The 16,885-nt window shown below is 44.5% G+C and carries 16 protein-coding genes; 11 read left to right on the top strand and 5 right to left on the bottom strand.

From position 1 onward, the window contains the following. The first annotated feature begins 67 nt into the window (after positions 1-67). Positions 68-727: an NAD(P)H-dependent oxidoreductase gene (locus tag MSG33_RS18700; protein ID WP_145473154.1), complete on the top strand. Its 660-nt coding sequence runs from the start codon at positions 68-70 to the stop codon at positions 725-727. Between the two features lie 91 nt (positions 728-818). Here the strand turns inward: MSG33_RS18700 and grcA are convergent, their stop codons facing one another. Then, entirely contained in the window at positions 819-1,196 is a 378-nt protein-coding gene (gene grcA / locus MSG33_RS18695) for an autonomous glycyl radical cofactor GrcA (protein WP_005381814.1), read from the bottom strand. A 326-nt stretch (positions 1,197-1,522) separates the two neighbouring features. On the opposite strand from grcA, the gene nfo reads away from it, so the two are divergent. The 3 genes from nfo to MSG33_RS18680 all read left to right on the top strand — a co-directional run bounded on the left by nfo (position 1,523) and on the right by MSG33_RS18680 (position 4,038). After that, positions 1,523-2,410, top strand: a complete 888-nt coding sequence (gene nfo / locus MSG33_RS18690) for a deoxyribonuclease IV (RefSeq protein WP_104974482.1) — start codon at positions 1,523-1,525, stop codon at positions 2,408-2,410. Between the two features lie 283 nt (positions 2,411-2,693). Beyond that, positions 2,694-3,374, top strand: coding sequence for a uracil-DNA glycosylase (gene ung / locus MSG33_RS18685; RefSeq protein ID WP_104974481.1), 681 nt, complete (start codon positions 2,694-2,696; stop codon positions 3,372-3,374). A 112-nt stretch (positions 3,375-3,486) separates the two neighbouring features. Continuing rightward, positions 3,487-4,038, top strand: a complete 552-nt coding sequence (locus MSG33_RS18680) for a hemerythrin domain-containing protein (protein ID WP_005396296.1) — start codon at positions 3,487-3,489, stop codon at positions 4,036-4,038. Between the two features lie 232 nt (positions 4,039-4,270). On the opposite strand, the gene MSG33_RS18675 is transcribed toward MSG33_RS18680, so the two are convergent. Further along, entirely contained in the window at positions 4,271-4,456 is a 186-nt protein-coding gene (locus MSG33_RS18675; RefSeq protein ID WP_005396294.1) for a DUF3545 family protein, read from the bottom strand. Between the two features lie 721 nt (positions 4,457-5,177). Here MSG33_RS18675 and MSG33_RS18670 point away from each other — a divergent pair. After that, positions 5,178-6,611 (top strand): sodium:alanine symporter family protein, encoded by a 1,434-nt coding sequence (locus MSG33_RS18670; RefSeq protein WP_005396293.1) that lies wholly within the window; start codon positions 5,178-5,180, stop codon positions 6,609-6,611. 111 nt (positions 6,612-6,722) lie between these two features. Continuing rightward, positions 6,723-7,499 carry a peroxide stress protein YaaA gene (yaaA, locus tag MSG33_RS18665; RefSeq protein WP_248381706.1) on the top strand — a complete coding sequence of 259 codons (777 nt, stop codon included), beginning with the start codon at positions 6,723-6,725 and terminating at the stop codon, positions 7,497-7,499. 109 nt (positions 7,500-7,608) lie between these two features. Here yaaA and srmB read toward each other — a convergent pair whose 3' ends face one another. Both srmB and MSG33_RS18655 read right to left on the bottom strand, forming a co-directional pair. Further along, positions 7,609-8,832: an ATP-dependent RNA helicase SrmB gene (srmB, locus tag MSG33_RS18660; RefSeq protein ID WP_005396291.1), complete on the bottom strand. Its 1,224-nt coding sequence runs from the start codon at positions 8,830-8,832 to the stop codon at positions 7,609-7,611. A gap of 107 nt (positions 8,833-8,939) precedes the next feature. Next, entirely contained in the window at positions 8,940-9,659 is a 720-nt protein-coding gene (locus MSG33_RS18655; protein ID WP_248381704.1) for a tRNA1(Val) (adenine(37)-N6)-methyltransferase, read from the bottom strand. A gap of 330 nt (positions 9,660-9,989) precedes the next feature. Here MSG33_RS18655 and brnQ point away from each other — a divergent pair, with 330 nt between their 5' ends. Beyond that, the gene (gene brnQ / locus MSG33_RS18650; RefSeq protein ID WP_006742676.1) at positions 9,990-11,300 is read left to right on the top strand and encodes a branched-chain amino acid transport system II carrier protein; all 1,311 of its coding nucleotides are present in this window, start codon (positions 9,990-9,992) and stop codon (positions 11,298-11,300) included. An 85-nt stretch (positions 11,301-11,385) separates the two neighbouring features. Here brnQ and fldB read toward each other — a convergent pair whose 3' ends face one another. After that, complete coding sequence (gene fldB / locus MSG33_RS18645; RefSeq protein ID WP_005397338.1) at positions 11,386-11,904, bottom strand: flavodoxin FldB; 519 nt, start codon at positions 11,902-11,904, stop codon at positions 11,386-11,388. Between the two features lie 158 nt (positions 11,905-12,062). On the opposite strand from fldB, the gene xerD reads away from it, so the two are divergent. The 4 genes from xerD (at position 12,063) to prfB (ending at position 16,884) form a co-directional block, all read left to right on the top strand. Further along, the gene (gene xerD / locus MSG33_RS18640; RefSeq protein WP_005397336.1) at positions 12,063-12,980 is read left to right on the top strand and encodes a site-specific tyrosine recombinase XerD; all 918 of its coding nucleotides are present in this window, start codon (positions 12,063-12,065) and stop codon (positions 12,978-12,980) included. Between the two features lie 59 nt (positions 12,981-13,039). After that, positions 13,040-13,828, top strand: a complete 789-nt coding sequence (dsbC, locus tag MSG33_RS18635) for a bifunctional protein-disulfide isomerase/oxidoreductase DsbC (protein ID WP_012842135.1) — start codon at positions 13,040-13,042, stop codon at positions 13,826-13,828. A 44-nt stretch (positions 13,829-13,872) separates the two neighbouring features. Further along, positions 13,873-15,612, top strand: coding sequence for a single-stranded-DNA-specific exonuclease RecJ (gene recJ / locus MSG33_RS18630; protein ID WP_006742673.1), 1,740 nt, complete (start codon positions 13,873-13,875; stop codon positions 15,610-15,612). Between the two features lie 173 nt (positions 15,613-15,785). Further along, positions 15,786-16,884 (top strand): peptide chain release factor 2 gene (gene prfB, locus MSG33_RS18625; protein WP_100068604.1). Its coding sequence is split into 2 segments (ribosomal slippage): positions 15,786-15,860 and positions 15,862-16,884, totalling 1,098 coding nucleotides; the frame shifts between segments, so codons are not numbered across the junction. Position 16,885: the final 1 nt, after the last annotated feature.

The raw sequence follows: 16,885 nt of genomic DNA, 5'->3' as shown, positions 1-16,885 counted from the left end.
GTCGGTAAGTTTTGACTCTCTTTATGATTGAGAAACGAACTTAACTAAATGAGATGGAAAGAAAAGCATGCATTTTTTGATTTTCCTTGGCTCAGTGAGAGACAGCACGCCACCACGACCAGCCCGTTTAGGAATGCGAGTCAGTAGAGCGTGTGAAAAACTCATCGTGAGTCAGCATTCGCAACATACTGTCGAAATCATTGACCCATTGAACTACGACTTTGGCGATGTGTTTAAGCCCGAGTTTGCTTATCACCGCGCTAAAGTGCCAGCCCACTTGAGAGAACTGGCAGACAAAATTAAAAGTGCCGATGGGTACGTGATGGTCAGCCCGGAATATAACCATTCGATGAGCCCAGCTTTGGCAAACATGCTCAACCATTTTGGCAGTTCGCTGTTTTCCTATAAGCCAAGTGCTATCGTGACTTACTCTGCTGGGCAATGGGGTGGTGCTCGTGCTGCAGTGTCGATGCGTACTTTCTTATCTGAGCTGGGGTGCTTGCCTGTGTCGGCAATGATCCACATTCCGAAAGCGCAAGAGGTGTTTGATGAACAGGGCGTGGCTGCGGATGAGTCTGAGCAGACGCAGTGGGACAGCTATATGAATCGCACTATGCATCAATTGATTTGGTGGGCAGAAGGAGCGTCGTTGCAAAGAGAAAGGCTTGACCCAACCTCATTGGCTGAAGTGTTTAAGAAGGATCCGTCACAGAGAAATGCTCCGTAAAGGAACAGAACGGTTAGATACTAGGAAAACAAAAAAAGCTTGGCCATTGAGACCAAGCTTTTTAAATGTGAGTAAGTCGATTTTATTGAGATTATAGCGTCTCAGTAAAAGTACGAGCGATGACATCACGTTGTTGCTCTGGAGTTAGCGAGTTGAAACGTACTGCGTAACCAGAAACACGGATAGTTAGTTGTGGGTATTTCTCTGGGTGTGCAACTGCATCTTCTAGTGTTTCGCGTTTAAGCACGTTCACGTTTAGGTGTTGACCGCCTTCGATGCGAGGAGCTGTTTCGATTGCTACTTCACGGCTTTCGTATTCACCTAGATCGCTGATTGCGATAACTTGGTCTGCTTCGTAGCCAGCAGTTGCAGCAACACAACGAGCTTCATTTTTTTCGCTATCTAATAGCCAGATAGAGTTTAGTAGGTCGTCGTTTGCCGCTTTTGTAATTTGGATACCTTGGATCATCACTATCTCCTAGACCACTTACGTGGTGATTATTGGTGTTAATTTTCGAATTTTCGTTGAGCTGAGTATTATATAGCTAATATCCACTATTTTAATATTGATTTAAGTCAAAAAACAACCAAAAACATTATTTTTATTAAGGTGATTTTGTTGAGTTAAATCAATAAAACCTTTGAAAACAAACTAATTACAATTTATTTGATAATATAAAAAATATTTAATAACTCATTTTGTTGTAAATTTACTACAAGTTGAGCTTAAAGTTTAAACTGATTAACGCAACTATCTGTATTTAGGTAGCAATACTGAAAGTCTAAAGTGATTAAATGACAAACATGAAAAACAAGCTTGGGAATAAACTCATTGGTGCACATGTCTCTGCTGCTGGTGGGGTCGATCAAGCGCCGTTGAGAGCTCGCGAAATTGGAGCGAATGCGTTCGCACTATTTACAAAAAACCAACGCCAGTGGGTGGCGAAGCCTTTAGAAGCAAAAACCATCAGTGCGTTTAAAGCGAACTGTAAAATGCTGGGTTTCGGCGCAGAACATATTCTTCCCCATGACTCTTATCTAATTAACTTAGGTGCACCAGAAGCGGATAAGTTGGATAAGTCACGCGCTGCATTCATCGATGAGATGGAGCGTTGTAATCAATTGGGTTTAACGTTGCTGAACTTTCACCCTGGGAGCCACTTAAAGAAAGTCTCGGAACAGGAGTGCTTAGCGACGATCGCAGAGTCGATCAATCTTGCGCACAAAGCGGTGCCGAATGTGATCGCGGTAATCGAGAATACGGCTGGTCAGGGTACAAACTTAGGTTGGAAGTTTGAGCATCTTGCTGAAATCATCGATCAAGTGGAAAACAAAGAACGTGTTGGTGTATGTCTCGATACTTGCCACACGTTTACCGCCGGTTACGATCTGCGTACTAAAGAGGATTGTGAGCATACCTTTGCTGAATTCGACCGTATTGTTGGGATGCACTATTTAAGAGCAATGCATCTAAATGATTCAAAAGTTGAGTTTGCCAGCAAAGTGGATCGCCACCACTCATTAGGCAAAGGAGAGATCGGGTGGGATTGCTTTGAGTACATCGCGAAAGACCCTCGATTTGATGGTATCCCTCTGATTTTAGAAACAATTGATCCGGACATCTGGCAGCAAGAAATCAACGCACTGCGTCAGTTTCATCTAGCGGCGATAGATAACCAATGATGTGATCACAGAGTTGGCACCTTTCTTTCTTAGCCACTTAAGTCAATTTGAATTAAGAAAGAAGGATGCCACTATGTCTCGACCACTCTCTTTTGCTTCTTACGCATATAGCCGCCGCGTGCTTCGTTTGCCGATGCCTAATCGTCACATTACCGGACAGGGGCATTTTCGAACGCCACAGAAGCATTAGTCTTTTATTACTGTTCTCAAGTTCGTGGTAAGTTTTTGTTTGTTTGGGTTTCGCTCGTTAGAATAGAAGCAAAATTTAGGACAGGAACTTTCCATGAATCAGTCACCCACTTGGCACGATGTGATCGGCGAAGAGAAAAAACAGAGCTACTTTGTAGACACTTTGAATTTTGTAGAAGCAGAACGCGCCGCAGGCAAAGCGATTTTCCCGCCAGCGAAAGATGTCTTTAATGCGTTTCGTTTTACCGAGTTTAACGATGTTAAAGTAGTGATTCTGGGGCAGGACCCATACCATGGTCCAAATCAGGCGCATGGTTTGTGCTTTTCCGTTCTTCCTGGAATCAAAACGCCACCGTCACTCGTTAATATGTATAAAGAGTTGGCTCAAGATATTGAAGGGTTCCAAATCCCTCAGCATGGATTCTTACAAAGCTGGGCAGAGCAAGGTGTATTGTTGCTCAATACAGTATTGACGGTTGAGCAAGGTAAAGCGCATTCACATTCAAAAACGGGATGGGAAACGTTCACTGACCGAGTGATTGAAGCGATAAACCAGCATCAGGAAGGCGTGGTGTTTTTGTTGTGGGGCTCTCACGCTCAGAAGAAAGGGCGCTTTATTGATCGCAATAAACATTATGTGTTAGCCGCACCACATCCATCACCACTCTCAGCACACCGAGGTTTTTTTGGTTGTAAGCATTTCTCTCAAGCAAACCAGTTACTTGCCTCGCAAGGAAAAGCACCAATCAACTGGCATTTGCCATTAACTGTATAAAAGAAGAGACAGCGATAATGCTGCCATTATCGCTGTTTTTTTGAGCACGCTCGAGGCTGATGGCAAATTTCTCATGTACACTTATTAAAAGTAGGTGTTAAGGAGAGACGCTATGATGATCGAAAGAATTCGACGCGAACACGGTTATATGGTTCGTCTGTTGGCGATACTGCGCCATAAACTTAATGAGATAAAAGAAGAACGTGCGATCAACTACGCATTAGTAAGCGAGATAGTTGATTACCTCTCTAATCATTCAGAAAAAGTTCACCATCCGAAAGAAGATATTCTCTATCACCACTTTCTTGAGCACTATGGTAAGCAACAGACCATGGAAAACTTAGAGAAAGAACACCAAGAGCTAGCAAGTAAAACCAAAGAGTTTGCTTCCTTGATAGAGATGATCCTGCAGGATGCTGTTGTGCCTCAAGACATGTTTGTGGCCCACCTAGAGGATTTCATTGAATCACAAAGACGTCACTTGGAGTTAGAGGAACGAAAAATCCTGCCTCTCATTGAGGAGCTGTTCACTACCGAGGATTGGCAGCATGTTGAAAGCTTATGGAGCGTCAGTGAAGATGACCCAGTTTTTGGTGACACCATCGCCGATCGTTATAAACAGTTAGCTGAACGTGTGCGTCAAAGTGATGCTGAGTATGTTTAAGTGTGTGCGATGAAACCTGAGTGAGCGAAAGTATCACTCGGGTTTGTTAGCTGCATTTCTTATTTATTGAGAATTGGACGCAAATTTATCTTTTGCGCTTCTCAACCAAAAGACAGGAAAATTCCTATTGAGTAATAACGGTACTCATACTCAAATCCTGGCGCTTAAACTCGTCGTTTACGGTTACTGTAAACAAAAACAAAAGGCACCCTTAAGGTGCCTTTTGTTTGAATTAGAGTTTAATGTCTTCCAAGTTGTAGTCGGTACAGGCATCAAGTTCGCGTAGCTCTTTAAGCAAATTGCGCCTGTCGTTCATCTCTTCTATTTCACGCCACTTTCGCTTTACTGGTTTGGCACGAGATTTGGTTGTTGAGGTAGTATCCAGATTAAAAATGTCATCTAGTTGAAAGCCTTCCATAAGCCACCTTTACCTTTCTTAAGCTAAACTGTTGTAACCAGTCCTTGTGGAGTTTTTTAAGTACCACAATAGCCGTGAGAATAACCATGATATATTTCGCATTTGTGTCGGTAGCATGACATTTTCGTGCAAAAATATTCTCAAAATCACACTTTTCATGGCAATGTGGTGGCTAAAAAATGCACAAACGATCTCAAGAAAACGATTAAATAGAGAGATTTTCAATGTTAATTCGATTTGGCGAGTGGGGAGACAGTGCAAAGGTCAAAGTTGCATAAAACCAGTTTGATGAAATAGTGTTCAATTAGATGGTAAGGCACTAGAGCAAATTTATGTAACACCTTGTGAATACTAGCTTGGTCTTAATTATATGGGTCTCCGTTCTGTTTGGTGGGTGATAATTATTTATGTTGGAATTTGGTAATTGAAATGTTGCGGTTTATGGGTGTTAAGTCTTCCATTTATGTTATTTTTTGGTGACTTTATAGTGAAAAATAACAATGTTATTATCATGGTTGCATATTGATTTTTGCGCTCCTAGGTTGCATTATCCGCCCGTCAAAAAATACGCTGGTACGTAAAATGGATGCATGAAGCGACGTTTACGATTCTAGATTGCCCATAAACATTACTTAAAAAGCTAAGCACACTTTGACACTTAGCAGGCAATTTGGTGGATGGCTTGGACGCATAGACCGGCGCAACTCACTTTGAGGTACACATGACAGACTTAATCAATTTGATGAACGATCTCCTTTGGGGTTCGATTCTGGTTTATCTTCTTGTTGGTGTTGGTATTTACTTCACCGTTCGATTAGGGTTCATTCAGTTCCGCCATTTCGGCCACATGTTCTCTGTTCTTAAGAACAGTCGTAAAGCAGACAAAGCTGGTATTTCTTCTTTCCAAGCGCTTTGTACTAGTCTTGCTGCACGTGTTGGTACAGGTAACATGGCGGGCGTTGCAGTTGCATTGACTGCAGGTGGTCCTGGCGCGATCTTCTGGATGTGGCTGATCGCAATGCTTGGTATGGCAACGTCGTTTGCAGAGAGTACTCTGGCGCAGCTATACAAAACCAAAGATGATGATGGCAACTACCGTGGTGGTCCTGCCTACTACATGGAAAAAGGCCTGGGCATGCGTTGGATGGGCGTATTGTTCTCAGTTTTCCTAATCATCGCTTTTGGTTTGGTATTCAACGCCGTACAAGCTAACTCAATTGCAAATGCAATGAGCACCGCATTTGGTTGGAGTGACCTGTACGTTGGTATCGCGGTTGTAGTACTGTCTGCGATTGTAATTTTCGGTGGTATCAAGCGTATCGCAAAAGTCGCAGAGATGATCGTTCCGATCATGGCGCTGCTTTACTTGGCTCTAGCACTGTTCATCATGTTCTCTAATCTAGAGAAGCTACCTGATGTATTAATGCTTATCTTTAAGAGTGCATTTGGTCTGCAAGAAGCGGCGGCTGGTGGTCTTGGCTACGCGATTGCACAGGCAATGATTAACGGTATTAAACGCGGTCTATTCTCGAACGAAGCGGGTATGGGTTCTGCGCCAAACGCGGCGGCTTCAGCAACGCCTTACCCACCACACCCTGCATCTCAAGGTTATGTTCAGATGCTAGGTGTATTTATGGATACGATCGTTATCTGTTCAGCGACAGTGGCTATCATCCTGATGTCAGGTGAGTATGTCGGTCAAGCAACAGAAGTGACGGGTATCGAGCTAACTCAGCGTGCATTGAGCTCGCAAGTTGGTGATTGGGGTGGCATCTTTGTTGCCGTGGCAATCTTCTTCTTTGCATTTACATCAATCATCGCGAACTACTCGTACGCTGAAACGAACCTAATCTTCCTAGAGCACAACCATAAGGCGGGCCTAAGCATTTTCCGCGTTGTTGTTCTTGGTATGGTGATGTTTGGTGCACTTGCTTCGCTCCCAGTCGTATGGTCACTTGCTGATGTTTCGATGGGGCTGATGGCGATAGTCAACTTGGTGGCAATCATCTTGTTATCTGGCATCGTGATTAAGCTAGCAAAAGATTACAACCGCCAACTTGGTGAAGGTAAAGTACCAACGTTTGATGCGAATGACTTCCCTGAGCTGAAATCTCAGCTTGAAGAAGGCATTTGGTACAACGATAAAAAAGACTAAGTGAGCTATCACTCATAGTTGAAAGCTATTAGTACGATGTAAAAAGCCATGCAGACAATGCATGGCTTTTTTTGTACCCTATTAAAAAACAGAATTAGAGAAGGGAAAGTCATGCTTATCGTAGTTTCTCCAGCGAAGACTCTTGATTACGAGTCTCCGTTAGCGACAGAAAAATTTACTCAACCTGAGTTGCTCGAATACTCAAAAGAGCTTATCGATGTTTGCCGCAAACTGACTCCTGCTGATGTTGCCTCTTTAATGAAAGTGAGCGACAAGATTGCCGATTTGAATGTTGGGCGATTTCAAGAGTGGAGTGAAACGTTTACCACAGAAAACTCACGACAAGCGATCCTAGCGTTTAAAGGTGATGTTTACACAGGACTAGACGCCGAAACCTTATCTGAAGCGGACTTCGAGTATGCCCAAGATCATTTGCGCATGTTGTCTGGCCTCTATGGTTTACTAAAACCACTCGATTTGATTCAGCCATACCGTCTTGAAATGGGTACCAAGCTTGCAAACGACAAGGGCACGAACTTGTACCAGTTTTGGGGCAATGTGATTACGGATAAGCTTAACGAAGCGATTTCTGCTCAAGGTGATAATGTGCTTATCAACCTTGCATCAAATGAATACTTTAAAGCGGTGAAGCCAAAGCACTTAGATGCGCAAGTGATCACGCCAGTATTCAAAGATTGTAAGAATGGTCAATACAAGGTCATCAGCTTCTACGCGAAGAAAGCGCGCGGCATGATGGCGCGTTACATCATCGAAAACCGTATTGAGAGCGTGGCAGATCTGACTAAGTTTGATACAGCGGGTTACTACTTTGTTGAAGATGAATCGACACCAACAGAGTTAGTATTTAAACGCGAAGAGCAAAACTAAAACTTATTGAGACGTAGTCTACGTTAATCTCTATCAGTACAAACGAAAAAGGGTTGGCACTGCCAACCCTTTGTTATGTTTTAGCTTGGGCTATTTCGCCCCAATAAGATTACTTCTTCTTAGCGGTTTTCTTTTTCGCTGGCTTCTTCTTGTCTTCTTTTTTCTTTTTCTTCTTAAACACAGGTTTTTTGTGTTTCGGACGCATCTCTTTCACGAAACGCTCTTTGATGTCTTCTTTCACGTAACGTGCAACGCGATCCATCATTGGTTGGTCGTGTGCTTCTACGATTGAGATAGCGTTACCTTTCTTACCCGCACGAGCCGTACGGCCAATACGGTGAAGGTAGACATCAGCCGTACGTGGCATGTCGTAGTTAATAACGTGTGACACATCCGGAAGGTCGATACCACGCGCAGCAACGTCCGTCGCGAGCAGCACGTTCACAGTACCATCGCGGAAGCGAGAAATCGCATTGTTACGACGATCTTGAGGCATTTCACCTTGAATCCAAGAACATGGAATCTGTGCGCTCTCAAGCTGCGCTCGTAGCTCTGCCAAACGCTCACGTGTCTTCAAGAAGACAATGGTGCGTTCTGCTTGCTGAGTAATAATGTGTTTTAGTAATTCAAGCTTGTGTTCTGCATCATCAGCACGGTGGTACCATTGAGCAATCTTCTTACGCTCACGCAGTGGCGATTTTGCATCGATCTCTGCTGGATCATTCAACAGATCAGCGGTAAAGCCCTCAACGCCTTTACCTTCTAAAGTTGCTGAGAACAGAAGGGTTTGTTTACGCCAGCGGCACTCGTTAGATAGACGATCGACAGTAGGAGCAAAACCCATGTCTAGCATACGGTCTGCTTCATCCAGAATTAACCATTCAATCGCACGGCAATCAAAACGCTCTGCATCAATGTATTCTTTTAAACGGCCAGGCGTTGCAACCACAATGTCTTGTGTTGTCGCAAGGATATCGGCGTGCTCTTGGTATTGAACACCACCTGTGATGGTGAAAATGTTCAGTTTAGTGTTTTTTGCCAAAGCTCGTGCTTGATCAGCGATTTGCATCGCCAATTCGCGCGTCGGCGTTAGGATCAAAATACGCGCAGGTCCAGGCTTGCGACGAGGGAAGTCTTGCAAGTATTGCAATGCAGGCAGGACGAAGGCTGCCGTTTTACCAGTACCTGTTGGCGCTGACGCTAAAATGTCACGACCATCCAACGCTTGTGGAATCGCTTCTGCCTGAATTTTTGTTGGGCGTTCGTAACCCATCTCTTCAATGGCTTCAAGTAGGTTTTGGTCTAGATCAAGTTCAGCAAAGGTTCTGATCACAATGAGTTCTCCACAAGCAAAGCTTGGTTAATGGTTCGCCACAACAGCATAGAATACAAAAAGGTCGCACATTATAAAGTGATTGGTGATAAGGATCACATGTTATTTCACATCTTAAGATAAAACTCGCGGGTTAATTGGACGAAATCGTCACTGTAACCGTCATGCGAATGAATTATTAAATGTGATTCTTGAGTATCGCAAGGCTGCTTCGCCAGTTCAAATAACAGTCGATGTACTGGTTTCTTTCCTGATGGCTGTACACGACAGACTCGCGATAGATACCAGCCTTGGTTTAATGCTAGTTCAATAAACCGTTCGCCTTCGGTGATTGGTAACACAAAATTAGCTTTCCCTTGTTCATCAAGCAACTGATAGCAATGTTGTAGCAATGCGTTGTGGCGTAGCGTATCAGTGTGCCTCGCGGTTGCACGTTGACTGTGTTTCGATTGCTCGCCGCTGTTGAAGTAGGGCGGATTACAAACGATGCGTTGGAATGGATGCGTCGGCGTAAAGTGCAGTATGTCGATGTGATGCACACTTACACGATCTGACCAAGGCGACTGAACTACATTTTTTTGCGCAGCTTCAATGGCTGTTAATTCAATATCGACCGCGGTTATTTGAGCTTCTGTAAAGCGTTGGGCACACATCAGGGCAAGCAACCCGGTGCCAGTGCCAATATCGAGAATTTGAGCGTTGTTCGGGCTTTGAATCCAAGCACCAAGCATTACCCCATCAGTGCTGACGGGCATACCACTCTCGCCGCCCTCAATATAAAATTTCTTAAAATTGAAGCCTTTAGTTTTCAGTTTTTTGCTCTTCATGATTGTTTTATGTTTGCTCAATAATTAAGTGAATTTCTCTATTGTTTCTTAATTGTATAGATTGTTGTTTTGTTGGTTATTAAATTGTATTGTTAATTGATCGAGATAAAGAACTGGTCTGTTATTTAGATCTGGTTATATCCACTGCTTTTAAGTTTGAAAACTAAATTAATATGGTGTTTTTTTCTTAAAGGTTGCCAAATGATGAGTCTTTCGTCATTATGCGGCGAAAATTTTATAGATTGAACCACGTGTACTTATTGACTTTAGGTATACCAAAAGTGGTCTAAGCATACACAACATTCATTAATTAAAAGACAAGGGTTATCTGTGAAGCAGACGTTAAAACTAACAGATATTATCGCAGTAGGCTTTATGCTATTTGCGTTCTTTTTAGGTGCGGGCAATATCATCTTTCCACCTCTAGCGGGTCAGCTAGCCGGTGAAAACTTAATGCCAGCGATGTTTGGTTTCTTGCTAACAGCGGTAGGTCTACCTCTTATTACTATCGTTGCTATTGCTGTAGCTGGTGGTTCTTGGGATCACTTAACGCAAGACCTTCCGAAAAAAGCAGCGGTTATTATGGCTGCGTTGATCTTCATCATCATCGGTCCTGCATTTGCTGCGCCTCGTACTGGCTTAGTGGCTTACGAGATGGCGGTGAAACCTTTCTTCCTTGAAGCGTCACAAACGCATCTCACTGCATTTTCAGTGATCTTCTTTATTGCGGCGATGATGTTCTCATGGTTCCAAGGCCGTTTGATTGATCTTATCGGTAAAGTACTGACGCCGGCATTGTTCGTGGGTTTGATCATTCTTGCAGTGGCGGTATTTATTGATCCTCAAGGTGACATGCTGGGCGCGCACGGTGAGTACTTAACGCAACCACTGACCAAAGGCTTCCTAGAAGGCTACAACACAATGGATACGTTCGCGTCATTGATGTTTGGCATGCTGATGGTTGATGCACTGCGAGGTAAAGGCATTACTGAGCGTTCTGCAACGACTAAATATCTGATCTATGCAGGTTGTATTGCCGCTGCCGGTCTTGCGTTTGTTTACATCTCACTATTCTACTTGGGCGCGACGAGTGCAACTGTTGCTGCTGGTGCAGATAACGGTGGTCTGGTACTTAGCCAATACGTTCAAGCGCTGTTTGGTCCATACGGTCAAATCGTTCTGTCTGTCATTGTATTACTAGCGTGTTTGACAACGGCTATTGGCTTGATTTCTGCGTGTTCAGACTTCTTCAGCTCGAAAACGCCACTGTCATACAAGCAATGGGTACTGATTAACGGTTCTGTTTGTGCGTTGGTTGCGAATGTCGGCCTTGCACAACTGATTTCTCTGTCAGTGCCAGTATTGTTTGCGCTGTACCCTGTGGCGATTGCGTTGGTTGCACTAACATTTGTACGCAGCAAACTGCCAAATCCACGTTTTGCTTACCGCGCGGTACTGCTTGTATCTCTGTTGTTTGCGTTGGTTGATGCGGCAAAAGTATCGGGTGTTGATGTTTCTGCGTTTAACATGTTGCCACTATTCGAAGTGGGCATGGGTTGGGTGCTTCCAACATTTGCGGCTATCGTGTGCATGTTCTTCATCGCGAAACCTCGTCCAGAGCTAGCACAAGAAACAGCGTAATAACTTCGCACTATCAAGATATTAAAAAGCCCGATGAATTACTTCATCGGGCTTTTTATTTTTTATCTTTGAAGCGTTCATACTATTAAAGTGTGTCGTGGAACTCCACAAGAACTTGTTCACACCATTTTTCGATGCGCTCATCACTCAGTTCGTACTGCGAGTCTTCATCTAACGCTAGTCCAACAAACTTGCTGCCATCTTCAATCAGTGCTTTCGATGCTTCAAATTCGTAGCCTTCATTTGGCCAGTAACCGATAAAGGTTGCGCCGGTCGCTTGTAATTCATCGTGAAGTAAGCCCATCGCGTCCAAATACCACTCACCGTAGCCTTCTTGGTCACCCAGACCAAACAGCGCGACAACTTTACCTTTTAATGGTGTTGTTGCGATGTCTTGCCAAATCGCATTCCAATCTTCTTGAATTTCACCAAAGTCCCAAGTTGAGATGCCAAGGAGTAATAAGTCGTAGTCCGCCATTAGTGATAACGGTGTCTCTTTCACATTGTGAATGTCGACAAGGTCTTCACCAATAATGGTACGAATTTTCTCTGCTGCCATTTCGGTGTAGCAGGTCGTTGAGCCGTAAAAGAGTCCGATTTTCATTATATTCATCGTTATTTGTGTTGCTGTTGTGGAAGATTCTAACCATAAATTGAGGAAGATTGCAGCGAATATCCTAAGCGGGATGATTTTTTTATGGTATTGGATCGGTAGGTGCCTTAATCTAAGTACTGTAAATATAAACAGATAAGGAAGCGTTCATGACGGCACAACAGCCTGTCAATCAACAAGATTTTTCGCTTGTTGAACAATTCTTAGATGCGATGTGGATGGAGCGTGGGCTATCAGAGAACACGCTGGCCTCCTATCGAAATGATTTGATGAAGCTGCTCACGTGGATGGAGAAACATCGCTACCGTCTTGATTTCATTAGTTTGTCTGGCTTGCAAGAATACCAAAGCTACCTTGTAGACTTGGATTACAAGCAGACGTCCCGTGCGCGTATGTTGTCGGCAATTCGCCGTTTATTCCAATATCTGCATCGTGAGAAAGTACGTGCTGATGATCCGAGTGCGCTCTTGGTCAGTCCTAAACTGCCACAACGCTTGCCCAAAGATATTAGTGAAGAGCAAGTGGACGCCTTGCTCGAAGCGCCAGACCCGAATGATCCTGTGGAATTGCGGGATAAAGCGATGCTGGAACTGCTGTATGCGACTGGTTTGCGTGTGACGGAATTGGTCAGTTTAACTATGGAAAACATTAGTTTGCGTCAAGGTGTTGTGCGTGTCACAGGTAAAGGCGGTAAAGAGCGCTTAGTGCCAATGGGGGAGAACGCGGTAGATTGGATCGAGACGTTTATTCAACAAGGGCGTCCTGCGTTACTTGGTGATACATCATCTGATATTGTTTTTCCTAGCAAACGCGCAAGGCAAATGACTCGTCAGACGTTTTGGCACCGTATTAAGTACTATGCTTTGATAGCAGGGATTGACACTGAACAGCTGTCGCCGCACGTACTGCGTCATGCCTTTGCCACGCATTTATTGAACTATGGCGCAGATCTCAGGGTCGTACAGATGCTATTAGGACATAGTGACTTATCGACCACGCAAATTTATACTCACGTGGCGACTGAACGATTGAAGCAGATCCACAGTCAACACCACCCAAGAGCATAACAATGGTTAGATTCATCCATGTCTTCTTGGAAAAACGATTTTATATTAAGGTGAATTTCATGAGCGTATTACGCCGACTAACTCTGCTGACTTTACCATTTTTTGTTACCGCGTGTGGTGCAGAAGAAAGTCAGGCTAAAACGGACACTCCTGCACAGCAAGTGGCACCAGCTGCGCAAAGCAGTTTTGATGAAGCGGCATTAAAAACTAAGTTCTCAAAGCTTGGTTTATCTATCGTTGATATTCAGCCATCAGAAGTTGCTGGTTTATTGGAAATCCAAACTAATGGCGGGATCTTGTTTGCTTCAAATGATGGTAGCCATTTTATCGCCGGTACGCTTTATGCCATCAATGACGATGGTAGTTACAAAGATGTCATTGCAGAGCGCCAAGCGCCGCTTAATGCGGAGAAAATCGCGCAGTTCTCCGATAGCATGATTGAATACAAAGCCGACGATGAAAAATATGCAGTGACGGTATTTACTGATATCACTTGTGGTTACTGTGTGCGTCTGCACAGCCAAATGCAAGGCTATAACGATCTAGGCATTACAGTGCGTTACATGGCTTACCCTCGCCAAGGTGCTACTGGCCCAGTGGCAGAGCAAATGGCGACGATTTGGTGTGCTGAAGATCCAAAGTCGGCAATGCACAACGCGAAAGTGAATCGTACGTTTGATAACCCTGCGAAAGACTTAAAACAGTGTAAAGAAACCATCCAATCACATTACAATCTAGGTCGCCAATTGGGAATTTCTGGTACGCCAGCGATCTTCTTACCGAATGGCGAAATGGTTGGCGGTTACCTACCGCCTGCAGAGCTATTGAAACGTTTAAAGCAACAATAATCCTTTAGGAGCAGAGCCGGCAAAGTCGCCGGCTCTTTTCAAGCATGATAGAAATTCAACGACGTCCTGAACCTGATCTTTCCCTTCTTCCTGATTCCATTCCTCCGATTCTCAAACGTATCTACATCAACCGTGGGATTACGGATCCTGCGCAACTAGAAACGTCAGCTCGTGGTTTGCATTCTTACCAAAAACTCGGGGGGATTGAGCAAGCTGTCGAGCTTTTGTTTCAGGCAATAAAAGAACAAAAACGCATCATCGTTGTCGGTGATTTTGACGCTGATGGTGCGACGAGCTCTGCATTGTCGGTGCTCGCGCTGCGTATGCTTGGTAGTCACAATGTGGACTACCTAGTACCGAATCGTTTTGAAGACGGTTATGGGTTAAGCCCAGAAGTCGTTGACCAGGCATTAGAGCTTGGCGCTGAGATGATCATGACGGTAGATAACGGTGTGTCATCAATCGAAGGCGTGCGTTACGCAAAAGAAAACGGCATTACCGTGCTCGTTACCGATCACCACTTACCGGGACAAGTGTTGCCTGATGTGGATGCAATGGTGAACCCAAACCTTGAGAGCTGTCATTTTCCGTCTAAAGCGCTCGCTGGTGTCGGGGTCGCATTTTATCTCATGATGGCACTATGCGTTCATATGCGAAAACACAATTGGTTTGCTGAGCAGGGCATGCAAGAGCCTAAGTTGATGGAACTGATTGACCTTGTTGCACTGGGTACCGTCGCCGACGTCGTTCCATTGGATGAAAACAACCGCATTCTTGTACACCAAGGCTTGCAACGTATTCGTGCGGGCAAAGCGCGCCCTGGCATTCAAGCATTGATTGAGGTCGCGAAGCGTGATGCGCGTCGTTTGGTGGCGTCCGATTTTGGTTTTGCTTTAGGTCCTCGTATCAATGCTGCTGGTCGCCTTGATGACATGTCATTTGGTGTTGAACTGTTGATGTGTAACAACATTCACGCCGCTCGTCGTATGGCAAGTGAACTGGATGGTTTGAACCAAACTCGTAAAGAGATTGAAGAAGGCATGAAGCAAGAAGCGATGGCTTTCTGCGAGCGTCTTCAGTTTGGTGAAGGCAGTGAGCTTCCTTACGGATTAGCCTTGTTCCAACGTGATTGGCACCAAGGTGTGATTGGTATTTTGGCCTCGCGCATCAAAGAGAAGTTTCACCGTCCAGTCATCGCATTTGCTGATGGCGGAGAAGGGACAATTAAGGGCTCGTGTCGTTCTATTCCGGGGTTACACATGCGTGATGCGTTGGATTTCATCGACACGCAAAACCCAGGTTTGATCATCAAATTTGGTGGTCACGCGATGGCGGCAGGCTTAACAATTAAAGAGCAGGATTTCGAACGTTTCAGCCGTTTATTTGATGAAGTGGTAAAAAAGGAACTCGATGAAGCGGCGCTAAAAGGCGTGATCATGTCTGATGGTGAACTTAAGCCTGAAGAATTCTCTATGCATGTCGCTGAACAGCTGCGGTCTGGTGGCCCTTTTGGACAAGCCTTCCCTGAACCAATCTTTGATGGTGAGTTTAAAGTGTTGCATCAAAAGCTGGTGGGTGAGAAGCATCTTAAATTGATGTTAGAACCGCTTTACAAAGGTCACCCTACCAATGTGATGATCGACGGCATTGCATTTAATGTCGATTTGCGTCGCTGGCCGGATGCATCAGTTAAAACGGTACGTTTAGCTTACAAATTGGATGTGAATGAATTTCGTGGTAATCAATCACTGCAATTGATGATCGATCATATCGAAGCTAAGTAATATTTAGATTAACCTTTCTTATAGAGTACGGTTGCCCCTAAGAGGGTGTAAAATTTTATGACCGTGCTCGCTCTAACCGCAATCTGATTTCTCATCCGAAATTTTCCTGTATCTCGGTCACATTTTTCAGTAGAATTTCTCGGTTAAATTCTATTCTAAAATGTTGAGTAAACATGTTTGAAATCAATCCAATTAAAAACCGTCTGCAGGACGTGTCTCAGCGCACAAATGTCCTGAGGGGGTATCTTTGACTATGACGCGAAGAAAGAGCGTCTAGAAGAAGTCAACGCAGAGCTTGAACAACCTGATGTATGGAACGAACCTGAACGTGCACAAGCACTGGGTAAAGAGCGTGCATCGCTAGAAGCGGTTGTTGAAACTATTGATCAACTAGAGCAAGGTGTAGAAGACGTAGAAGGTCTTCTTGAGTTGGCTGTAGAAGAAGAAGATCAAGAAACATTTGACGAAATCGAACCAGAACTTGCTGAGTTGGAAGAGAAGCTAGAAAAGCTTGAATTCCGTCGTATGTTCTCGGGCGACCATGATAGTTCAGATTGCTACATCGATTTGCAAGCTGGCTCTGGTGGTACGGAAGCACAAGACTGGACCAACATGCTGCTGCGTATGTACCTACGCTGGGCAGAGGCGAAGGGCTTCAAAGCTGAAGTGATTGAAGTCTCTGAAGGTGAAGTCGCGGGTCTTAAGTCGGCAACAGTTCGCATCTCTGGTGAGTATGCCTACGGTTGGTTGCGCACTGAAACGGGCGTTCATCGTCTTGTTCGTAAATCTCCGTTCGATTCAGGCGGCCGTCGCCATACGTCATTTGCGTCTGCGTTCATCTATCCAGAGATTGATGAAAACATCGATATCGACATTAATCCTTCTGACCTACGCATCGACGTTTACCGTGCGTCAGGCGCAGGTGGTCAGCACGTCAACACCACAGAATCTGCGGTACGTATTACGCACGTACCAACGAACACCGTGGTTCAGTGTCAGAATGACCGTTCTCAACATAAGAACAAAGATCAGGCAATGAAACAGCTTCGAGCGAAGCTATTTGAGCTTGAATTGCAAAAGCAAAACGCGGAAAAACAAGCTAATGAAGACGCTAAGTCTGACATTGGCTGGGGTAGCCAGATCCGTTCTTACGTATTGGATGACTCACGTATTAAGGACCTCCGTACGGGCATTGAAAACCGTAATACTCAAGCGGTTCTTGATGGCGATCTGGACAAATTTATTGAAGCTAGCCTGAAATCAGGCCTATAAA

The sequence above is a fragment of the Vibrio sp. 1CM7H genome (assembly GCF_023161645.1).
Classification (GTDB): Bacteria; Pseudomonadota; Gammaproteobacteria; order Enterobacterales; family Vibrionaceae; genus Vibrio; species Vibrio diabolicus.
This window is presented reverse-complemented; position numbering and strand designations above follow the sequence as displayed.

Excerpts from the sequence above, each read along its gene's own strand:
- ung (WP_104974481.1), top strand. The coding sequence starts at position 2,694 with ATGAATCAGTCACCCACTTGGCACGATGTGATCGGCGAAGAGAAAAAA.
- dsbC (WP_012842135.1), top strand. The coding sequence starts at position 13,040 with ATGAGCGTATTACGCCGACTAACTCTGCTGACTTTACCATTTTTTGTT.
- MSG33_RS18670 (WP_005396293.1), top strand. The coding sequence starts at position 5,178 with ATGACAGACTTAATCAATTTGATGAACGATCTCCTTTGGGGTTCGATT.
- MSG33_RS18680 (WP_005396296.1), top strand. The coding sequence starts at position 3,487 with ATGATGATCGAAAGAATTCGACGCGAACACGGTTATATGGTTCGTCTG.
- MSG33_RS18700 (WP_145473154.1), top strand. The coding sequence starts at position 68 with ATGCATTTTTTGATTTTCCTTGGCTCAGTGAGAGACAGCACGCCACCA.
- xerD (WP_005397336.1), top strand. The coding sequence starts at position 12,063 with ATGACGGCACAACAGCCTGTCAATCAACAAGATTTTTCGCTTGTTGAA.
- fldB (WP_005397338.1), bottom strand. The coding sequence starts at position 11,904 with ATGAAAATCGGACTCTTTTACGGCTCAACGACCTGCTACACCGAAATG.
- nfo (WP_104974482.1), top strand. The coding sequence starts at position 1,523 with ATGACAAACATGAAAAACAAGCTTGGGAATAAACTCATTGGTGCACAT.
- recJ (WP_006742673.1), top strand. The coding sequence starts at position 13,873 with ATGATAGAAATTCAACGACGTCCTGAACCTGATCTTTCCCTTCTTCCT.
- yaaA (WP_248381706.1), top strand. The coding sequence starts at position 6,723 with ATGCTTATCGTAGTTTCTCCAGCGAAGACTCTTGATTACGAGTCTCCG.
- MSG33_RS18675 (WP_005396294.1), bottom strand. The coding sequence starts at position 4,456 with ATGGAAGGCTTTCAACTAGATGACATTTTTAATCTGGATACTACCTCA.
- grcA (WP_005381814.1), bottom strand. The coding sequence starts at position 1,196 with ATGATCCAAGGTATCCAAATTACAAAAGCGGCAAACGACGACCTACTA.
- MSG33_RS18655 (WP_248381704.1), bottom strand. The coding sequence starts at position 9,659 with ATGAAGAGCAAAAAACTGAAAACTAAAGGCTTCAATTTTAAGAAATTT.